Raw genomic sequence first — 20,729 nt, 5'->3', positions numbered from 1 at the left:
ACTGGTAATCAGTACATTCCGCCTAGGACGCGGGAGAGCACCGAACGGTCAACAATGTTCGGTGAGGGTCCAGAGCCAAGGAAAAGTTTCAGTTCGCGTACCAGTCCTGCAGCGTTGAGCACGTTCGGGGTGGAGGACAGCGTTGGATCTGCTCTGCGGTGATATTCGATGACCGGCTCGTGGGGATTACCCTTACTGGAAAGGACCAGCGTAAAGGCAACTACGTTCATTTGCATGAAGGCTCGTTGCATCCCGGTGATGTTCAAGGCTGGAGGTTGCGTCATTCTATTTCCATGACGCAGTACGTTCCCATCAAATGCGTAGTAGCCTTCGGGAAGCGTCATCGTGTTGACGATCGCCATTCGATAGCCGGCGGTCAACACATGGTCAAAGTGTCCGCCGCCCGGTGCCTTCAGCCCGTTGACCAGTCGGGCCGCTGGCAGCACGTTGAGGACGCTCTTGCTGAGCATGCTAATTGTCTGTGCTTCGCGGGTAAGCCTGGAACGGGAATTGAACAGCCCGCGTTTACGAGGTTCGCCGTGAATTCGTTGAATCGACTGAGCTTTATCCAACAAGCTAAATGAGCCGTCATCGAGACGAGGCACATATTCGGTAGCTAACTGGGCCTTGGGCTGTTGCGGTGAGGTGCGCAATTTTTCATCGTACTGACGGGCAGAAGCGCCGGCGCGCGGTGCTTGGCCAGGTGCCTGGAAGGATCTGTCAAAACTCGAACGGCTCCGATCATCCGACAGGGTCTGAAATGCCTGTTGGACGTCCTTGAACTGATCTGCGCTGCCTCCGAGGTCCGGGTGTGAGGCGCGAGCGGCCCTCCGATACGCGACCTTGATCTCTTCAAAAGTTGCCGTCCGCGGCACGCCAAGAATTTCGTAGGGACTTGGCGAACTCATGATGCGGACGGATCCTCTCGGTTAAGGCAAATTTCCGCGGCCGGTGCCGCGCGATAATTTGCCAATTAGTCCATTTTACCTTCCGCGATTGGGAGTTGGCTTTTCAAACCCGAGCGTTTGCTGGGTATTCTCTATCCTTATGGCCGCATCCGTGAAATACCAGCACATTCGCCTAGTTTTTCATCCGAACTCAGGCAAGGGTTTGGCCATGCGACGTGTCGAAGAGCTGGAAGCTCTGCTCCGGGCGCGTGGGCTTAAACCAAAGAGGTTGAACACCGCGAGTCAGCAAGAGCGAGAAATCTCAGAAGCGCTGACAACCGCCGATGCCGTGATAGTCATTGGCGGCGATGGGCTAATACATCACACCATCCAGCATCTTGCAGGGAAAAACATCCCTCTGGGAATCATTCCGGCAGGAAGCGGAAACGATACCTGGCGAATGTATGGGGCGCGGTCGGTGGATGAAACGATGCAACGGGTCGTACGTTTTCTGGCTGGCGTAGAATCAGCGACCCAGATTGATCTACTCCAGCTGCGCTTTGCCAATGACCCGACACGGACCACATTTGTTATCGGAGCGGTATCTTGGGGATTCGAAGGGCTCGTAAATGGACGAGCCAATGGTTTGCCACGTCGTTTGGGTTCGCTGCGTTACATTCTTGGGTTGCTGTTGAGCGTCCCAAAACTTCATGCATACCCCGCCGAAGTCCAAGCGCAAGGCCTCGAATTCAACGGGACGGTCTTTGCTGCAAGCATTTCAAATATCAAGTCACTTGGCGGTGGGATGAGGCTTTTCCCGCATGCAGACTACACAGATGGATTGGCTGATATCTCGCTGGTGAAAGGCCCTGGACTACTGCCGGTGCTGCCTTTTGTAGGACACATTCTGAGCGGAAAGCCACATCGGCACCAGATATCCAAGCGGACCGCACACGTTGTGGTGCGAACCAGCCAGGAAAGCTATGCCGATGGGGAACTTATCGGCCAGGGTAATTTTGAGATGACCGTGCTCAGCGGCGAATTGTCACTTATTCCGGGCGCCGATAATCGCAAAAGAGCATAGATTCTTCCTCAAACAGCGAATGCATTTCCAACTTTCGTGCCTCCTGCCGTGGACCGTGCGCAATGCGCTGACCAGAGCCCGCTAACAGCAACGGCGAATAGCTCACGCACATCGAATCGACCTGGTCGGCAGCGATAAATTGGCCAAGCAAATGCGGGCCACCTTCGGCATGAATGAAACCTAGCCCTCTGGCCAGCAGATCAGCTACGATTTCTTGCGGGTCGCAACCATGATCTACTTCGGCAACCTCAACCAGCTCGACATGTGAAGCGAAGCGGTTGCGCTGTTCTTCGGTGACTTGAATGCTGGTGAAGACAAGCACCGGGACGGGACTCAGAGTGAATACCTCATCTTCGGGCTCCAGATTAAGCCCGTGCGAAACGATGGCTAAGACGGGTTGCGCAGACAACCCTTGGGCTTCGCGCCAGGCAATGTCCGCATCCCCGATGAGGGGCCCGGCGTACCCTTCTGCTCGCACGGTACCGGCACCGACCAGGACGACGTCTGCCAAGCGTCGCAGCAAACTAAAGATCCGCCGATCTCCTGCGCTTCCCAACCCGCCGGACAGTCCATCGCGCTGGGCGCTACCGTCGATACTTGAAACGAAGTTGAATCGCACAAAGGGGCGCTGCGACGCGGCGTAGCGCGTCAACAGATAAGTATCGTCAACCTCCGGGATTGAGTTGGGTAGCAGTGCACGCATGGCTCGGTTCCTATCGGCTAGTTTCACGTTCGGGATGCGCTGGGGGATTGACCTCACCCATGTTGTGGAGTTGATAGGCAGGGTCCCGCCAACCCTGTGCGGCTTCAATCAGACGCACCGTCTGTACAGATTCGGCAATATTATGCATCCGAATGATCCGCGCCCCGCCCATCACACACATGGTTGCCGCCACCATGGAACCGACAAGCCGTTCTGGCTTGGGCAGGTCCAGGGTTTCACCGATGAAATCCTTATTGGAGACGGCCGCCAGCGCCGGGTAACCCAATGCGGCGATGGCCTCAAAATTCGCGGTCAAATCCAAGGTGTGCCGGGTGTTCTTATTCAGGTCATGTCCCGGATCAATGATGATCTTTGACGGGTGGATTCCCGCATCCAAGGCCAGTTGAACTTTTTGCGCCAGATAGTCGCGTACCTCGGTAACAACATTCTGGTACTGCGGACGGGGATAGACTGTGCGCGGTTTCGCCAAGGAATGAGTCAGCACCAAGTGCACATTATTTCGCGCAACAACCTGCGCCATCTCCGGGTAGGCCAGTCCGGTGGTGTCATTGATGACATCAGCACCGGCATTGATAGCGGCCTGGGCAACTTCCGGAAGGAAAGTATCGGCGGAGATCACGACATCGCTTTGTTTGCGCACCGCTTCGATCACTGGAACCACACGTGCAGCTTCTTCCTCCCAAGGGAGCTCCGGGCCAGGGGAAAACGGTACTCCACCGATATCAACCCAGTCGGCTCCGGCTTGCACCGCGCTCATCGCCGAGGACACGGCGTCGTCCAAACCGAAGGTGGACCCGGCATCGTAGAAAGAATCCGGGGTGCGGTTGATCACTGCCATCACAGCGATGGTTCGTGAGAAATCTATGCTCCGACGCGAAAAGTGGTGAATCGGAACCTGCAACTCGGGTAAAAACATCGACCTGGTCTCCCTTGATTCGCGGTGGCGCCGCTGAGCATTGCTTTGTTCATTCATATCACCCGCTCGCGAGCTGATGCGGGATATGTCTGGATGCTGGTTAGGCTTGTAGCATGCAGTTTTCCCATGTCTCAGCCACCCAGGGCCAATGGATCATTGATTCCTGTGCCACCGCCGACCCGCTGACGGTAGTCGCACAAGTCCCCGTGGGTTACGAACGCTACGCGCGGATCTTGCATCCGGCCTATGACGAGAATGATCGGCCTGTCCGGTGGGGGACCGTGGCCACCAGCCGAGGCCATATCCTCACCGCCGCAGATCTTTTCGAAACCGTCGCCGGATGGGATGCCCAGGGCAATCCCGCAACCGACGATGCTTGGGAAGAAACCGATCTACCGGTAGACGAGTTGCCTGCCGAACAGTGGCAGGCGCTGGTGCAGCAGCTGCGCGCAGTAAATGCACAAGAGAAATTTGTGGTGGGACTCTGGGGAGGCTATGCCTTTATCGAAGGTGGAGAACGCATCCAGATCGAAAACGAACCCGACCCCAAGCTCAGCGACGAAGAAAACCAAGCCGCTCACTTAGCGGCGCTCGCCGAGGCTCAGCTCCCAGCCTTCTCCCTGGAAGTCCTAGCAACTCCGGCCCTTGAATTAGGCGGGGGTTATCGCAACTATCGGCTCTTTGAAGTGGATGGCGAATTTCTGGCCCAGCCGCTTTGGGCAACCACCGTAGACGGGCCGCAGCGCCAGCGTCCGGCGTTGGCTTTCCCTGAAGACCGCAGCTGGATGCTGTCTACCGAACCTTATGATGACTGCACTTTGATCGGTGGCCCTGCCGAGCTCATCGAGGCAATTTTGCATGATCCAGCGCTGGAAGCCATTGAAGTCGGACAATTCACACGTATTGGCCATTCAAACTAGGTAGGGAAAGCTCGTACTATTAAGACGATGACTAATTCCGCCGTTTACCTCGATCATGCGGCAACTACCGACCTCAATCCGGCGGCGTTGTCGGCAATGACCGAGCAATTCGCCAACACCGGCAACCCCTCGTCGTTGCACGGTGCCGGTCGTCGCGCCAACCGCGTGGTCGATGAGGCGCGCACGAAGATCGCCGGGGTAGCCTCGGCTCATCCAACCGAAGTGATCTTTACCTCGGGCGGAACCGAATCCGACAATCTGGCCCTCAAAGGCCTGTTCTGGAATCGCACCGAGAAAAACCCGGCAGCGCGGAGCATCCTGGTAGCTGGAATCGAACACCATGCGGTGTTGGACACCGTTACCTGGCTCGAAACCCACGAAAACGCGACGCTTTTGTGGATGCCGGTCGATGCAGATGGCGTGCTGGACCTGAAGGCAGCCGAAGAACTTATCGAGGCCAACCATCAGCAGATCGCGTTGGGCACCCTCATGTGGGCAAACAATGAGGTCGGAACCATTGAGCCGATCGCTGCCTTCGTGGCCCTGGCCGCGAAGTACCAGATACCGGTGCATTCGGACGCGGTGCAGGCCTTCGGCACCGTACCTACGGATTTTGCCGCGAGCGGTCTAGCAACCATGGCCATTAGCGCCCATAAGGTGGGTGGCCCGGTGGGGATCGGTGCTCTGCTGGTTCGCCGAGACATCGTCCTGATGCCTGTCCAGCACGGTGGCGGCCACGAACGCAAGCTCCGCTCGGGAACCTTGAACGCTGCGGCGGCGGCGGGGTTCGCAGCGGCCGCAACCGCGGTCCAAGCCGATATGGTTGCCGAAGGCAAACGGCTCAGTGAGCTTCGCGACTACGCGGTTCAGCGCATCGCGCAGAGCATTCCCGAAGCCATTCTCAATGGTCCACGCGATGCCGCGAACCAGGGCTTGCGACTGCCGGGAAACCTGCATTTCACCTTCCCTGAATGCGAGGGGGACTCTTTGCTGTTCCTTTTGGACATGCTTGGGATTTCTTCCTCCACCGGTTCTGCCTGTACCGCAGGAGTGCCGCAACCATCGCATGTGTTGGTGGCGATGGGAAGGGATGCGCGAAGCGCGCGAAGTGTGCAACGCTTCACATTGGGGCATACAACCACGCGCAAGGACGTTGACATACTTTTAGAGGCGCTGCCCGACTCCTATCAACGGGCAAAGAAGGCCGGCATGGCGGCAGACGAAAGCAGCATTCACACAGCAGGGACGGGTTTTACACGATGAAGGTACTAGCAGCGATGTCAGGCGGCGTCGATTCGGCGGTCGCCGCAGCACGCGCGGTCGAAGCCGGGCACGACGTAGTCGGAGTCCACCTGGCGCTCTCTCGTATGCCAGGGACCCTGCGCACAGGTTCGCGCGGTTGCTGCACGGTGGAAGACTCCAACGACGCATGGCGTGCCTGCGACAAACTGGGAATCCCCTACTACGTCTGGGACTTCTCCGATCGGTTTGCCGAAGATGTGGTCCAGGACTTCGTCGACGAATATGAAGCCGGACGCACCCCCAACCCGTGCATGCGTTGCAACGAGAAGATCAAATTCGCCGCATTGCTGGAGAAGGCGCTCGCGTTGGGCTTCGACGCGGTCTGCACCGGCCATTACGCCAAGGTGCTGCGTGATGAAACGGGCAATCCGGAATTGCACCGCGCGGCAGACTGGGCCAAGGATCAGTCCTACGTACTCGGCGTGCTCACCCATCAGCAGCTCGAGCACTGCATGTTCCCGCTGGCGGAGACTCCATCCAAGGCCGAGGTGCGCGCTGAGGCAGAGGCCCGCGGGCTCACCGTGGCCAACAAGCCCGACAGCTATGACATCTGCTTCATCCCCGACGGGGATACGCGTGGCTGGCTGGCCGAGCGTATCGAAATGAAGCCGGGCGACATCGTCGATCAGGACGGAAACCAGCTCGGTGAGCATGAGGGTGCGCAGGCATTCACCGTAGGCCAACGCAAGGGCCTACGCCTTGGACGGCCCGCATCTGACGGAAAGCCCCGCTTCGTTCTGGAGATCCGTCCCAAAGAGAACAAAGTGATCGTCGGACCCGAGGCATTGCTTGCGGTAGATGAGCTGCGCGGCATCCGGATCTCCTGGGCCGGGGTGCCGATTCCAGAGGTGCTCACCGGTGAAGAATTCGACTGCATGGTGCAGGTTCGCGCCCACGGAGATCCGGTGACCGCCAAGGCGCGCATGGAACGCGCCGACGGAACTGAGATTCTGGTCGTTCAGCTTCCCGAAGGAATGCGCGGCGTCGCACCGGGCCAGACCATGGTGGTTTATCAACAGACCCGCGTCCTCGGTCAGGCAACGATCGATTCGGCCCGCTCTTCCGCATGGGACCCGGCCTCGGTTCTCTAACTTCTCCGCGGCACCCTTCGGTGCCTGCAAAAATAAATAGGTCGGCCCGAGAATCCACAAGGATTTTCGGGCCGACCTATTTTGGTTTGAGGTTCCGTCGGCTATTCGTTGCCTTCGTCGACAATGCCAAACATGCGTGCGGAAATGTCTTGGTACTCCACCCGAGTATGGCCCGTCTCAAGCTTTGGAAGCTGGGCGGGGGAGTGAATTGCGCAGTGCACGAAATCGAAGTTTGGCCACCACTTCTTTGGGCGCTCGTATTCGTCTTGACCGCACACAATGCAAGTCAGGTGGACCCAAACCAGGCGGCTGCCGGCTTTGCGATTGGCCCGCGACTGGACCAGCCAGGCTGGCGGGTTTGCATTGAGCTCGGCGAATTCTTTTTCGCTCATTCGCGAAGGGACGCCATGGCGCTTGGCCATTTCCATGGGAATATCCAACGCAATTGCTGCGTCTCTACGTGTCATCATCGTCTCCAAGCCTAGAGTACGGGGGCATTCTTAGGTATATGTGATTGCTCTCGCGACATTCGAAAGCTTTCGCGGACGAGGCGTAGATCACCGGGGACTGCGGCCTGGATCTCACTTTTGTGCCAAAATCGGATTATTCATTCGCCATTCGTGACCTCGATCACTTAGGCTGTATGAAGCATGTGCTTACTATCACTCCGCATGTTCTACGACAGAGAAGGATTGCTCATGGCCAGCAAAAAGAACGGTATGCGACTCGCAGCTGCCGTTATCGGTATTTCCGCCATCGCGCTCACCGGTTGTACCGGTCCGTCATCAACTGACTCGGGCGACGGCGGATCCGGTGAAGCCAGCAGTGCCCCCATCACCTTGGGTACGACCGATAAGGTTACGTCGCTTGACCCAGCGGCGTCTTACGACAATGGCTCGTTCATGGTCATGAACCAGATTTACCCGTTTGTCCTGAACTCGGAACCGGGCAGCCCGGACCCATCCAATGACATGGCCGAGTCGGCGGAGTACACCACTCCTACCGAATTCACCGTCAAGTTGAAGCCCGGATTGAAGTGGGCCAACGGAAACGATCTTGATTCGAAGGATGTGAAGTTCTCCTTCGACCGTCAGCTGAAGATTGCGGACCCCAACGGCCCATCGTCGCTGTTGGGCAACATGGAATCTGTCGAAGCTCCGGACGCCACCACAGTGGTCTTCAAGCTCAAGGTTGCCGAGGACCAGACTTTCCCGCAGGTGCTTACCTCGCCGGTGGGCCCCGTCGTTGACGATGAGGTCTTCCCTGCCGACAAGGTTCTCGATGACCAGGAAATCGTCGATGCCAAGGCCTTTGGCGGCCAGTACATCATCGATTCCTACAACAAGAACAACTTGATCTCCTTCGCGGCGAACGAGGCCTACCAGGGTGTGCTCGGTGCGCCAGCTAACTCAAAGGCAGCGATCAAGTACTACGCGGACGCCAACAACCTCAAGCTCGAGGTGCAGCAGGGCAAGATCGATGTTGCCTGGCGCTCGTTGACTCCAACGGACATCGACGATCTGGGCAAGGAAGAGAACCTCGCAGTTCATAAGGGCCCAGGTGGCGAACTTCGCTACATCGTCTTCAACTTCGATTCGATGCCATTCGGCGCGAAGACCGACGACGCCGATGAGGCCAAGTCCTTGGCGGTACGTCAGGCAGCGGCACATCTAGTAGACCGACAGGCGATCGCCACAAACGTCTACAAGGACACCTACACACCTGCTTACTCCTACGTCCCACAGGGATTCACCGGCGCCATCGAGCCGCTGAAGGATATGTACGGCACCGACGGCAAGCCTGACGCTGCCAAGGCCAAGAAGGCGTTGGAAGACGCTGGCGTGACGACCCCAGTCAAGCTCGCCCTGCAGTACAACCCGGATCACTATGGGCCGAACTCAGGCGACGAGTACGCTCTGGTTGAAAAGCAGCTCGAAGCCGATGGCCTGTTCGACGTCGATTTGAAGTCGACCGAGTGGGTTACCTACCAGAAGCAGCGCGTCACCGATTACCCTGCCTACCAGCTGGGCTGGTTCCCGGATTACTCGGATGCCGATAATTACCTCTCACCGTTCTTCGCTACCGAGAACTTCCTGTCAAACGGCTACGACAACAAGGAAGTGGATTCACTGATCTCTGAACAGCGCGGCCAGTCCGATGTTGCAGAGCGAACCGCTTCGATCGAGGAGTTGCAGAAGATGGTCGCCGAAGACCTCTCGACCTTGCCGCTGTTGCAAGGCTCGCAGGTTGCGGTGGCCGGAAAGGATGTTCAGGGTGTCGAAAAGACTCTGGACGCATCCTTCAAGTTCCGCCTCGGTGTACTGAGCAAGTAATTTCAGCGGCACCGTAAGAACACCTAAGACCAGGGGATCTACCTCAAGTGCAGAGATACGTGCACCACAGGTAGATCCCCTTGGCATGTCCATTTCGGGCCATGCACCAAAATTTCTGATCCTGATTCTAAGGACAAAAGATGACAATCACGTCGCAAACGGGCGAAACGCACAGCCCGGCACCTGCGCGCAAACCAGCGAAGCAGAAGGGCGGAGGATTCCTCCGCTATCTGATCACCCGCTTCCTGTTGATCATTCCCACCGTTTTCATCCTCATCACGGTGGTCTTCTTCCTCATGCGCGTAACCGGTGATCCGATTACCGCTGCTATGGGTGGACGTCTAACTCCAGACCAGCTGGCCATACGAATCCATGAGGCTGGCTATGATCGCCCGGTCCTCATCCAGTACATCGAATACCTAGGACAGGTGTTTACGGGGAACCTCGGACGCACCATGAGCGATAACCGTGCAGTCACCGAGGTCCTGGTGACTTACGGTGCAGCAACCCTGGAACTTGCGATTAACGCTGTACTCGTCGCTTTGCTTGTGGGCATCCCACTGGGTCTGATTGCAGCGAAATTCCGTGACCGCTACCAGGATGCAGTCCTGCGCATCCTGGCGATCCTTTCCTACGCGACCCCGGTCTTCTTCGCAGGCTTGCTGCTCAAGCTGATTTTCGGCGTGTGGCTGGGTTGGCTCCCGATTAGTGGTCGTGCCGATTGGCAGACCGAACTTGCGCTGACCGGGCTGCAAAACCCTTCGGGTATTTATTGGCTGGACGCACTACGCAGCGGCAACCTGGAAGCCTTGGGCGACGTGACCGCTCACGCGGTGCTCCCGGCCTTGGCCTTGGGCCTGCTGACCGGCGGAGTGTTCCTGCGTTTGGTGCGGACCAACGCGATTGGCACCTTGGGACGAGAATATGTCGAAGCCGGACGTTCACGCGGAGTCAGCGAATTCCGCTTGGTTACCAAGCACGCTTACCGCCCGGCCTTGATTCCCATCATCACCGTGATGGGCTTGCAGATCGCCATGCTGCTTGGTGGCGCGGTGCTCACCGAAACCACGTTCGAGTGGGCGGGGCTTGGCTTCAAGCTGGCTGAATACCTCACCGCCCGAGACTTCGTCGCAGTACAGGGCATCGTAGTGGTGCTGGCAATTATTGTGGCGGTCACCAACTTCATTGTTGACGTCCTTGCGGCCCTGATCGACCCGAGAGTCAGGTACTAATCATGAGCATCCCTTCGATTGCCTCAGTCCGAAAGTCTTGGTTCGCACGGCTTCCGGTAGTTTCGCACCTGCGCATGTCCTCTGGCCTCCAGCGGGGCATGCTGATCGCCGGCCTTGCGCTATCGGCATTGTTCATCTTGTCCGCTCTCTTCGCGCCGTTGATTGCACCCTTTGATTTCGCTCAGTCATCAGATGCGTCCGGAGATTTTCCACGTCAGGCGGCTCCCGATGACAAGTTCATTTGGGGGACCACCGTCACCGGTTACGACGTCTTCTCGCGCACCATGTACGGTGCGCGAACCGCCATCTGGGTGATTATCGCCGCCGTGCTGATGTCACTATTCGTCGGAGTGCTGTTAGGCCTGATCTCCGGTTACCTCGGTGGCTGGTTTGACCGCATCATGGTGGTACTGGCCGACGCGATCTACGCATTCCCGTCACTCTTGCTGGCCATAGTGATGTCCATCGTCATTTCCCAGGGCCAATCGAGTCTCTGGGGCGGCATCATGGCGGCGGCAATATCAATCACCGTGGTCTTCATCCCGCAATACTTCCGCGTGGTGCGCGCCGAAGTGATGCGCCTGAAAGCGGAACCTTTCGTCGAATCCGCTCAGGTGATCGGTGCTAGCCCGTGGCGCGTGATGATCACGCATCTATTGCGCAACTCGACGCGCACCTTGCCATTGATCTTCACCTTGAACGCCACCGAGGCGCTGTTGACCCTTGCCGGTCTGGGCTTCCTCGGATTTGGCATCGAACCGACGGCCGCCTCCGAATGGGGCTTCGACCTGAACCGTGCGATGTCCGACGCGACCAGTGGCATCTGGTGGACCGGGTTGTTCCCGGGTCTTGCCATCGTGCTGACGGTCATGGGCTTGACCCTGGTTGGCGAATCGATGAATGACCTCAATGACCCACGGCTGCGTCGCTTCAGCCGCAAGAAGGCACGACGCATCACGCAGGCAGGAGCCGCACGGTGAACAACAATTTGATAACTGAGATGAAGGCCAACGACGATGTTCTGCGCATCGAGAACCTGAATATCGACTTTGTCACCGATGCCGGGGCCGTACCCGCGGTCCGCGGCGTGGATTTGTCGGTCAAAGCCGGAGAAATCTTGGCCATCGTCGGTGAATCCGGGTCGGGTAAATCGGTGACCGCGCGAACCGCCTTGGGTATCCTGGCGGAGAATGGCGCCTCACACGGTGCCGTTTATCTCAAGGGCCAGAATATGCTGACCCTTCATGGGGCCGCACTGCGGGCGGCTCGCGGGCGAGACGTATCAATGATCTTTCAAGAGCCATCCACCGCACTGAATCCGGTATATACGGTCGGCTGGCAGATCATGGAAGGCATCCGAGCCCATACCAAGCTGTCGAAGAAGGAAGCCAAGGCGCGCACCATTGAGGCGATGCGCCAGGTAGGAATTCCGGATCCGGAGCAGCGCGTGGATTATTATCCGCACCAATTCTCCGGTGGGCAGAAACAGCGTGTGGTGATCGCCGCGGCGCTGGCGCTGGAACCGGCGTTGATCGTCGCCGATGAGCCGACCACCGCGTTGGACGTCACCGTGCAGGCCGAAATCCTGGCCCTGCTGCGGAAACTGCGCGATGAGCTGGGAACCGCAATCGTGATCATCACCCACAATATGGGTGTAGTCGCAGATATCGCGGATCGGGTGATCGTGATGAACCAAGGGAAGGTTGTCGAGCAAGCGACCTCGCGCGAGCTGTTCGAGAACCCGCAAGATGAATACACCAAATCCTTGTTGGCAGCTGTTCCGCATTTGGGACGTAATTCCGCCTCTGCCGGTCTGGAGGAACGCCCGCATGCCCAAGCAGAGGTGCTCGTAGAAGCCAAGGGTTTGCGGGTGCATTTCCCTGGACGGCTTGGAGCTCCTGGATTTACCGCCGTGGACGGAGTGGATCTGAAGATTCATGCCGGTGAGGTTTACGGGCTGGTGGGCGAGTCAGGTTCTGGAAAAACAACCATCGGACGCAGCATCGCCGGGCTTAACCGGATCACCGATGGTTCGTTGAAGGTGCTCGGCTATGAAATGGCGCAGTTCAAGGAACGTAGTTTCAAGCCGCTGCGCAAACAGATCGGTTTAGTGTTCCAAGATCCCGCGGCAAGCTTCAACCCACATCTGACCGTGGGGGAGTGCGTGGCCGAACCGCTGAATGTGCACCGCGAGCTGAATCCTTCCCGGACTCGTTCAAAGGTCGCAGCTCTCCTCGAATCGGTCCAGCTGCCCGGAGGCTTTGCCGATCGATACCCGCACGAACTCTCCGGAGGTCAACGGCAACGAGCCTCCCTGGCGCGCGCCTTGGCGCTCGAACCCAAGCTTCTGATCGCCGATGAGCCTACGAGCGCACTGGACGTGTCGGTGCAAGCGAAGGTACTTGAACTATTTCGTGAATTGCAGGCTGAACTTGGCTTCGCCGCGTTGTTCGTCTCGCACGACCTCGCAGTGGTTGACCTGCTGGCTTCCTGGGTGGGCGTTTTGTTCAGGGGCACATTGATCGAGGAAGGGCTAGGGTCCAAGGTGCTTTCCGCGCCACAAAATGCCTATACCCAGCGATTGATCGCGTCCCTGCCGGTTCCGGATCCCCGCGAACAAGCCGTACGTCGAAAGATCATTGAAGAATTGAACGGCGCATAGCCAGATTCTAGATTTTGCCCCGACATCCTTTTGCAGGTTGTCGGGGCAACGTCACTTAATGGGAAATACACGAGATGACCACGTAAACTAAACCTCATGAGCGAGCCGAACACTACTGCCCCCATCGAGGAATTCGACCCGCATGCAAGTTCTCTGCCAGGGGAAGTTGAGCAAGAAGTCCTCGACGAGTTGTACGCCATCCGTGGAAGCATCGATAACTTCGATGCGCAGCTGGTGTATCTGCTCGCCGAACGTTTTAAGGCGACACAACGTGTGGGGCTGCTTAAAGCCCGTCATAGTCTGCCGCCCAGTGACCTCAACCGCGAAAAGGCGCAGATCCAGCGCTTGCGCACATTAGCCCACGAGGCGCACCTTGATCCAGAGTTTGCCGAGAAGTTTTTGAACTTCATCATTTCTGAGGTCATTCGCCACCACCAGAACATTTCCGACGCGCATAAAAATGACTGAACCAAGTGACGATTTCGCCCGCTCGGATGTCTTCGTCACCTCGTTCTGCCAATTTCCCGGTCAGGAGCCGTTGGAGATTCACAAGGTTGTCCGCGGGGAATTAGGCGAGCCCAACTTGGCGGTCTTCCCGCAGTTAACTGACCGCGGTGTTGGCTCAGACACGCTGGGACGTAGCGCCACGATGATCAGCGACATGGGTTTCGACCTGCAACCGCACGGATGGCGCATAGGGGTCAACGATGGAGTCGATGCCCGTCGGGCTCGAAGCTTGCTACGCAGCGACGAAAACATTCTGGCCGATGTCATCGGTGCCGAGAAGAAGCCGGCTACCCGGCTGAAGCTTTCGACTCTGGGGCCGTGGTCGTTGGCAGCGGGGCTTTACCTCCAACATGGTGAGCGAATCCTGATCGATCATGGGGCACGCCGTGATGTGTTGGAGGCCTATGCCGATGGGGTGAAGCAGCATCTACTTCGTTTGCGCGGTAGTACCTCGATTCAACGATTTACGGTGCAACTCGATGAGCCGCAGCTGCCGGCGGTACTTGACGGCGCCTTGCCCACCGCCAGCGGATATCGCACCTTGCGTTCCATTCCACGGCAGGAGGTGCGCGAGGTTTACTCCCGGTTCGTACAGACGCTCACCGAGGTCGAAGGCACGCAAGTAGTAGTTGATCTGCCCAGCACCGATGAACAATGGACCAAACGCGTGGACATCATGCATCAGGCTGGCGTGCACGGGTTTGTGATTGATCCGGTGCGAATGGATCATCGTTCGTGGGAACGCGTCGCCGCCCTGGTGGAAACCGGTGCGCAGATTTTCATTCAGCTACTGAAAGCGGGACAGCGCGCCCCTGGAGTCGTCGACGGGGTAAACAAAGTGCTGCGGCCCTGGCGACAGCTAGGCCTGCCCCTGACTCAGTTGGGCCAGCTAACCCTGATGCCTGCAGGCACCTTTGCCAACACGAGTGCCAATCAAGTGGTTGAATGTCTGCAACATCTAACCGGTTATGCCCAAGCCTTGGAGCAAACGCGGGTTGACGCGTAGAGGAATCCTTGAATTGTGCGGTCACACCATGAAAATGGAGGTGTGTCATGTATCTTAGGATGAGCGGGGAAAGCAAAAGTACCCGTTTAGGCGACGTGGGTGACGCCACAGTTTTTGGTTTCAGGGGGATGTTGTATGAAGTTTCGGATTTTAGTCGTCGACGATGACGAGGCGTTGTCGGAAATGATCGGCATCGTCCTGCAAAATGATGGCTTTGAAGCTTCATTCTGCTACGACGGATCCGGCGCCTTAGAAGCATTCCGCGATGCCAACCCCGACCTTGTCCTTCTGGACCTGATGCTGCCTGGAATCGACGGCATCGAGGTCTGTAAGCAGATTCGCGCGGAGTCAGATGTACCGGTAGTCATGCTGACCGCGAAATCTGATACCGCAGATGTGGTTCGTGGTTTGGAATCCGGTGCTGACGATTACGTACCTAAGCCTTTTAAGCCTGCAGAGCTGGTGGCGCGCGTCCGAGCAAGGTTGCGCCCGAACGAAACGCATGCGGCAGAAACTCTGACCGTGGGCGATGTGACTATTGATGTCGCCGGGCACCGGGTGACCCGTGCTGGTAATCAGGTTTCGCTCACCCCACTTGAATTCGACTTGTTGGTCACTATGGCACGCAAACCTTGGCAGGTCTTCAGCCGCGAACAGCTCTTGGAAGCTGTCTGGGGTTATCGTCACGCAGCCGATACACGTCTGGTGAACGTTCACGTGCAGCGGTTACGCTCCAAAATTGAATTAGACCCCGAGAAGCCACAGGTCATTCAGACCATTCGCGGTGTGGGTTACAAGGCTGGTACGGCAAGTTGAGTGAACACGCCACGACCGGAAGCGAGATTGCACCGGTCGAAGTGCGTGCTCAAACTCCTCCGGTAGCTCCTGCATTCTTGAAGGTAAGGCTGTGGATCAGACGGCCAATTGAATGGATCAGGCAGCGCTGGCAGCGCCACCTGATGTATCGCACGGTGATTTCGACGCTGCTCTTTACCTCGTTGGCGCTGTTGGCAGCCGGTGCTTTTCTATCCAACCAGATTTCCTCAGCGCTATTTAGCGAACGGTTCAACCAGATTTCCAAAGAATCTGAACGTGGACTGGCCCAAGCGCGCTCAATTCTTGAATCTGCCTCCACTACCGACCGCGTTTCTACCCAGTCCTTGGTGAACTCAACCTTGGCGACGCTAGAGGGTGACGGCGCCACGGTGATCCGCGACTTTGTGCTTAAGCCGATTCCGGTCGAAGGAGACGAGAACCTGTACGTGGGGCCCACCGCCTCGGGCTCGTTAACGACCCGGGTAGTCCCAGATGACCTTGCCGAAAATGTGCAGAGTGATTCCGGGATTTTTTGGCGTTCAATTGAGCTTGGCGTCGATTCGGATATTCAGCCAGGCATCATCATCGGCACCAAGGTGCTGATCCCGCCCGGCCGTGAGTATGGGCTGTATCTGGTTTATGACCTGTCCAGCGTGCAAGACACCTTGGAATTCATCAACCGAGCGATGGCCTTCACCGGTCTGGTCTTGCTGCTAGTCGTTGGGTTTATTTCTTGGTCAGTCTCACGAACAGTCGTGCGCCCAGTTGCCGACGCGGCGTATGTATCGGAACGGATTGCCTCAGGTGATCTTGACCGAAGGATGAAGGTCGCTGGCAAGGATGAAGTTGCCAGACTAGGTACTGCGTTCAACCACATGGCGCACTCGTTGCAAGAGCAGATCACCCAGCTCAATCATCTCTCGGCCATGCAACAACGCTTCGTTTCGGACGTTTCCCACGAATTACGCACCCCGCTGACCACCGTCCGCATGGCGGCCGAGCTGATTCACGATGCTCGCGAGAACTTTGATCCGTTGACCGCGCGTTCTGCTGAGCTCATGTACGAGCAAATTGAACGGTTCCAAAACCTGCTTAATGACCTCTTGGAAGTTTCACGTTTCGACGCCGGTGTCGCGGTACTTGATCGCGAGTCCACGGACCTGAATGTCATCGTACGCAAGGTCATCGACACCGCGACCCCGGTAGCCGACGAATACGGTTCGATTATCCGCTTCAACGCTCCTGCCGAGGGTTGCGTGGCAGAATTTGATCCGCGTCGAGTGGAACGAGTGGTGCGCAACCTCGTATTGAACGCAGTTGAACATGGTGAACAGAACCCGATCGATATCACCATCGGCCAGAACGAAAGTTCTGTCGCGGTGACCGTGCGAGACTACGGTATCGGCATGAGTCCTGAAGCTTGCAAGCACGTTTTTGATCGCTTCTGGCGCGCAGACCCGGCGCGTGCCCGGACCACAGGAGGCTCGGGTCTGGGGCTGTCCATTTCAATGGAAGATACTCGCCTGCATGACGGACGCCTGGAAGCCTGGGGAAAGAAAGGCGTGGGGTCGGTATTTCGTTTAACCCTGCCCCGGGCCGAACACGACTCAATTACCTCATCGCCGCTACCACTTGAACCTCCGGTGACAGAAGAAATTCTCGGTCTGCTCGGTGATTCCTTCCCGCTGACCGGAGAAGTGCCGAAGATCGGATACACCCCGTTGATCTTGGACGATGAAGAAATCCTGATCGAAGACGAGATTTTTTCTAACCCAGTGGATCCATCTGACAATTCGGGGGAGGGCAAATAATGCGCTTGAAACTAGTGCGCCTATTAGCAATCTTGTTTACCGGGGTGCTCATACTCTCGAGCTGCGCCGCCATCCCGCGTAATTCGACCGTGCAAAAGATTGAAGCCGAATCCGACCAGGGCGAATCGCAGCCTTTCCGCTTTGATGCCCAGGGGCCAACAGAAGGCGCAGATGCGCGACGCATCGTCGAAGGCTTCGTCGAAGCTGGACGCTCGGTCCTCGAGGATTATGCGCTTTCGAGGGAATTCATGACCCCTGAACTAGCGGCGGACTGGCGAGGAAATACCCGCACACTGATCTATGAAGCAATGAACGTACTCACAGGCGCAGACAGCAACCGATACACGGTTCAACTCGAAATATCTGGTGAAGTCGACGCGATGGGTGTCTACACCCAGGAACCAGAACATTCAACGCGCGCCGTGGACGTCGAATTGACCAAAGTGGATGATCAATGGCGGATCTCAAAAGCACCAGACGGGATCATGCTGGAATCGAGTTCATTCAGCAAGATCTTCGCACCGCAGACCATTTATTTCTACGACGCCAGCTACCAGTATTTGGTGCCGGATGTACGTTGGTTTACCTCGGGCGCGGGAACGACCACGTCTATGGTGGAGGCCTTACTCGCCGGTCCGGCGCCATATCTGCAGAATGCCGTCGTTTCGGCCTTTTCTCCAGCAAGTACACTTGTGCGTTCGGCGGTTCCGGTTCGAGATGGAACTGCAACAGTTGATCTCAGTGCTGAGAGCATTAGTGAAGCTTCAGATCATGCTAAACAGCTCATGCAGCAGCAACTTGATAAAACACTAACGCCCTTGTCCTCCGTGAGCGTTGTACGCATTCTTCAAGATGAAACCGAAGTGACGTTGGGAGCGCCCGCGGCGAACTTTGTGCCAGCGCTGGTCAATCCGAGCACGCCGGACACGCTAATCGCGATTTCAAATGAATCGCTGGTTTACGTCAAGGGCCGATCGATTATCCCTGTTGGCGGAGTCCCGGACATTTCGGCGTTCCACCCGCGCAATCCCGCCATGTCGGCGGTAGGCAATCGTTATGCTTTCCTAAATGGTAAACGTACGCAGTTGATGACGATCAGCGAAAGCGGAAGCGTCAGTGTCGCGGCTGAAGGGGGCGCTTTAATCCGCCCCTCCATAGACGTTGCTGGATGGACATGGACGGCTGACAACGCAGCTGAGCATCCATTGTTGGTTGTACCCGAAGACGTGGCAGGGCAGGGCGAGGCCCGTCCGATCAGCGTCTCCTGGCTCGAAGATACCAAAGTCAGCTCCTTGGCTATTTCTCGTGATGGCTCACGTGCGTTAATCGTGGCCGAAGAACAAAACGAATCTAAGGTTTATGTTGCCGGCATCGTGCGCGATGCCGATGGCGTCCCACGCGGACTGACCGATGACCCAATGGAGATTTTCCCAGATGTGCCAGTTTCTACTGCCGTGTGGGACTCGGATCGTTCAATCATCGTTGCCGAGTTAAGCGCTACCGAACAGGTCGCAGCTGAACAAATCACTTTCGAACATGGTTCGGAAAGGTTGGGTTTGCTACTTGGCATGAGTGGCATAACTTCTGGTGTCGGAGATCGCCGACCGGTGTATGCCGAAACTAGCGAGGAACTTTACACGCGAGTGGGTAATTCATGGCATGCACTCGACGACTACGCCAAAGACGTCTCATACCCGGGCTGAATGCACATTTGGTGACTAGTTCTCGATCAAAATGGGGTTGGATCGACATTCTTAAAGAATGTCGATCCAACCCCATTTTGCTGGCTTACTTGATGCGCTAGTTCATGCTCGGGGCACCGGATGGATGATTCATTCGGTGCGCGAGACCCTGAACTTACTTTTACCCACGTCCTGCGCAATTTGCGAGCGTGCGGATTTCAGGCTTTGTCCTGAATGCCGGTACAAGATTCATCAGCAACTGTTCTTGCCTCCATTGGGAGATCATCTGCAGTTCTATATCGAGCTACCCAGTGTGCAATGGCAGTTGCCGGTCAGCGCCAGTGGAATCTACAGTAACGAATTGGCGCGAGCTATTTTGGCGTACAAGAACAAGCAACGATATTTCTTAGGCCAAGAGTTTGCACCATTCCTAGCGGCAGCTATTAACATCTCCTGTCCTCCAAGACTATTTGGCCAACCCACGTTGGTCGTTCCCATGCCCAGCTCGGTGCGAGCCCTGAGTGCTCGTGGTTATCGACCAGTAGAAGTGATGCTGAATATGGCACAGCGACGGGGACTGCTGGGCGAGCACACTCGGACCTCCTCGGTGCTTCACTATCGTTTCAGTGAGCTTCTTGGCGGGCAGCAGAAGAAGAAAACAGGACACGCCCGACGTGCGGGCGACACGCAGCTGATTGCGGAAATTCCGGAACATTTCAAACAGCCGATAATCCTCGTCGATGACGTGACGACTACTGGCTCTACGCTGCGCAAAGCAGCGCTTGCTTGTTCCGAAGCGGGATATGACGTGATCGGAGCGGTGGTTCTCGCCTTCACTAAACCTCCAAGCATTGACGAGGACAAATCGATTTCGCTGAACGCGATATGAAATCTAGCTGATTAGTGCTTGAATCTTGCGGGAAGTGGCATAGGGTGAAGTATGGGTTGCATCACAGATGCAGCGAAGGCCCATCTTCAGCCTTTGGGGGATGAAAACCCCAGGCTGTTGTGTCACCCGACTCCCTATTGGAGGACACCATGGAGCTGAATTACAGCGGACGTAATATCACCGTCTCGGATCGATTCCGTGAGTACGTTGACGAGAAAATCACCAAGGTCGACCAGCTGGCCAGCAAGGTTCAGCGCATCGATGTGAAAGTCGTCAAGGAAGCTCACGCGCGCAACCAGAGCACCGCGCTCAGCGTCGAATTGACGGTCGTTTCCCGAGGCCCCGCAATTCGTGCGGAAGCTCGCGGAGCGGATAAATTTGCGGCATTCGACATTGCTTTCGCAAAGCTCCTCGAACGACTGCGTAAAGCACGGGACAAGAAGAAAGTCCACCGCGGAAATCATGCGCCAATCGCTGTCCACGAGGCGACCAGTTCGTTGCCCGTAGCGCCAAGTGGCAAAACTTTGGTGCAGGAGACTCTCGAAGCTCAGGCAAGTGCTGAAGCCGAGGCAAATGTGAAGGAAGCAGAGTACTCGCCGGTTGTCATTCGCCGTAAGGTCTTCCCCGCTGAAGTCATGAGCGTTGATGACGCGGTTGACCGCATGGAACTCGTAGGTCACCCCTTCTACCTGTTCATCGATGAAGCTACCGGCGCTCATTCGGTCGTATATGGACGTACCCAATATCAGTACGGTGTCATCACCTTAGACCCGTCGTTGAGTGAGGACGATGAATTGCCAACCGAAATTCGCGGCTACCGCGATAAGGCTCTGGCGAACGAGGGGTAGTCATTAATATCTCGCACGA

The 20,729-nt window shown here is 56.9% G+C and carries 19 protein-coding genes; 15 read left to right on the top strand and 4 right to left on the bottom strand.

Annotated elements, in window-relative coordinates; genetic code table 11:
* Nucleotides 1–8: 8 nt before the first annotated feature.
* A complete protein-coding gene (locus LG294_RS11425; RefSeq protein ID WP_404285802.1) occupies nt 9–908 on the bottom strand; it encodes a J domain-containing protein in 900 nt (299 codons plus the stop codon).
* A 208-nt stretch (nt 909–1,116) separates the two neighbouring features.
* Here LG294_RS11425 and LG294_RS11420 point away from each other — a divergent pair, with 208 nt between their 5' ends.
* Complete coding sequence (locus LG294_RS11420; RefSeq protein ID WP_404285800.1) at nt 1,117–1,971, top strand: diacylglycerol/lipid kinase family protein; 855 nt, start codon at nt 1,117–1,119, stop codon at nt 1,969–1,971.
* Here the strand turns inward: LG294_RS11420 and LG294_RS11415 are convergent.
* Nucleotides 1,937–2,674 carry a dihydrofolate reductase family protein gene (locus tag LG294_RS11415; protein WP_404285798.1) on the bottom strand — a complete coding sequence of 246 codons (738 nt, stop codon included), beginning with the start codon at nt 2,672–2,674 and terminating at the stop codon, nt 1,937–1,939. The genes LG294_RS11420 and LG294_RS11415 overlap by 35 nt on opposite strands.
* A gap of 10 nt (nt 2,675–2,684) precedes the next feature.
* Nucleotides 2,685–3,611: a dihydropteroate synthase gene (gene folP / locus LG294_RS11410; RefSeq protein ID WP_404285796.1), complete on the bottom strand. Its 927-nt coding sequence runs from the start codon at nt 3,609–3,611 to the stop codon at nt 2,685–2,687.
* A gap of 113 nt (nt 3,612–3,724) precedes the next feature.
* On the opposite strand from folP, the gene LG294_RS11405 reads away from it, so the two are divergent.
* The 3 genes from LG294_RS11405 to mnmA are packed head-to-tail and all read left to right on the top strand — an operon-like array spanning nt 3,725 to nt 6,924.
* Nucleotides 3,725–4,531 (top strand): hypothetical protein, encoded by an 807-nt coding sequence (locus tag LG294_RS11405; protein WP_404285794.1) that lies wholly within the window; start codon nt 3,725–3,727, stop codon nt 4,529–4,531.
* Between the two features lie 27 nt (nt 4,532–4,558).
* Nucleotides 4,559–5,794, top strand: a complete 1,236-nt coding sequence (locus tag LG294_RS11400) for a cysteine desulfurase family protein (protein WP_404285792.1) — start codon at nt 4,559–4,561, stop codon at nt 5,792–5,794.
* Nucleotides 5,791–6,924, top strand: coding sequence for a tRNA 2-thiouridine(34) synthase MnmA (gene mnmA / locus LG294_RS11395; protein WP_404285790.1), 1,134 nt, complete (start codon nt 5,791–5,793; stop codon nt 6,922–6,924). The genes LG294_RS11400 and mnmA overlap by 4 nt, the downstream gene beginning before the upstream one ends.
* 101 nt (nt 6,925–7,025) lie before the next feature.
* Here mnmA and LG294_RS11390 read toward each other — a convergent pair whose 3' ends face one another.
* On the bottom strand, nt 7,026–7,394 hold the full coding sequence (locus tag LG294_RS11390) for a hypothetical protein (RefSeq protein WP_404285788.1): 369 nt from the start codon (nt 7,392–7,394) through the stop codon (nt 7,026–7,028).
* A 228-nt stretch (nt 7,395–7,622) separates the two neighbouring features.
* Between LG294_RS11390 and LG294_RS11385 the strand changes: the two genes are divergently transcribed.
* From LG294_RS11385 to hpf, 11 genes are all read left to right on the top strand, one after another.
* On the top strand, nt 7,623–9,257 hold the full coding sequence (locus LG294_RS11385) for an ABC transporter substrate-binding protein (protein ID WP_404285786.1): 1,635 nt from the start codon (nt 7,623–7,625) through the stop codon (nt 9,255–9,257).
* A 140-nt stretch (nt 9,258–9,397) separates the two neighbouring features.
* The gene (locus tag LG294_RS11380) at nt 9,398–10,489 is read left to right on the top strand and encodes an ABC transporter permease (RefSeq protein WP_404285784.1); all 1,092 of its coding nucleotides are present in this window, start codon (nt 9,398–9,400) and stop codon (nt 10,487–10,489) included.
* 2 nt (nt 10,490–10,491) lie between these two features.
* Nucleotides 10,492–11,469 carry an ABC transporter permease gene (locus LG294_RS11375; protein WP_404285782.1) on the top strand — a complete coding sequence of 326 codons (978 nt, stop codon included), beginning with the start codon at nt 10,492–10,494 and terminating at the stop codon, nt 11,467–11,469.
* 20 nt (nt 11,470–11,489) lie between these two features.
* Nucleotides 11,490–13,151, top strand: coding sequence for a dipeptide ABC transporter ATP-binding protein (locus LG294_RS11370; RefSeq protein ID WP_404291734.1), 1,662 nt, complete (start codon nt 11,490–11,492; stop codon nt 13,149–13,151).
* A gap of 96 nt (nt 13,152–13,247) precedes the next feature.
* Nucleotides 13,248–13,619, top strand: a complete 372-nt coding sequence (locus tag LG294_RS11365; protein ID WP_404285780.1) for a chorismate mutase — start codon at nt 13,248–13,250, stop codon at nt 13,617–13,619.
* Nucleotides 13,612–14,664 (top strand): hypothetical protein, encoded by a 1,053-nt coding sequence (locus tag LG294_RS11360; RefSeq protein WP_404285778.1) that lies wholly within the window; start codon nt 13,612–13,614, stop codon nt 14,662–14,664. Before LG294_RS11365 ends, LG294_RS11360 begins: the two co-directional genes overlap by 8 nt.
* Before the next feature lie 135 nt (nt 14,665–14,799).
* A complete protein-coding gene (gene mtrA, locus LG294_RS11355) occupies nt 14,800–15,480 on the top strand; it encodes an MtrAB system response regulator MtrA (RefSeq protein WP_404285776.1) in 681 nt (226 codons plus the stop codon).
* Nucleotides 15,477–17,291, top strand: a complete 1,815-nt coding sequence (gene mtrB, locus LG294_RS11350; RefSeq protein ID WP_404285774.1) for an MtrAB system histidine kinase MtrB — start codon at nt 15,477–15,479, stop codon at nt 17,289–17,291. Before mtrA ends, mtrB begins: the two co-directional genes overlap by 4 nt.
* A gap of 32 nt (nt 17,292–17,323) precedes the next feature.
* On the top strand, nt 17,324–18,994 hold the full coding sequence (locus LG294_RS11345) for an LpqB family beta-propeller domain-containing protein (protein WP_404285772.1): 1,671 nt from the start codon (nt 17,324–17,326) through the stop codon (nt 18,992–18,994).
* 136 nt (nt 18,995–19,130) lie between these two features.
* Nucleotides 19,131–19,862, top strand: a complete 732-nt coding sequence (locus tag LG294_RS11340; protein ID WP_404285770.1) for a ComF family protein — start codon at nt 19,131–19,133, stop codon at nt 19,860–19,862.
* Between the two features lie 149 nt (nt 19,863–20,011).
* The gene (gene hpf, locus LG294_RS11335; RefSeq protein WP_404285768.1) at nt 20,012–20,710 is read left to right on the top strand and encodes a ribosome hibernation-promoting factor, HPF/YfiA family; all 699 of its coding nucleotides are present in this window, start codon (nt 20,012–20,014) and stop codon (nt 20,708–20,710) included.
* Nucleotides 20,711–20,729: the final 19 nt, after the last annotated feature.

The organism is Glutamicibacter arilaitensis (assembly GCF_044793945.1).
In the GTDB taxonomy this organism is placed as follows: Bacteria; Actinomycetota; Actinomycetes; order Actinomycetales; family Micrococcaceae; genus Glutamicibacter; species Glutamicibacter arilaitensis_B.
This window is presented reverse-complemented; position numbering and strand designations above follow the sequence as displayed.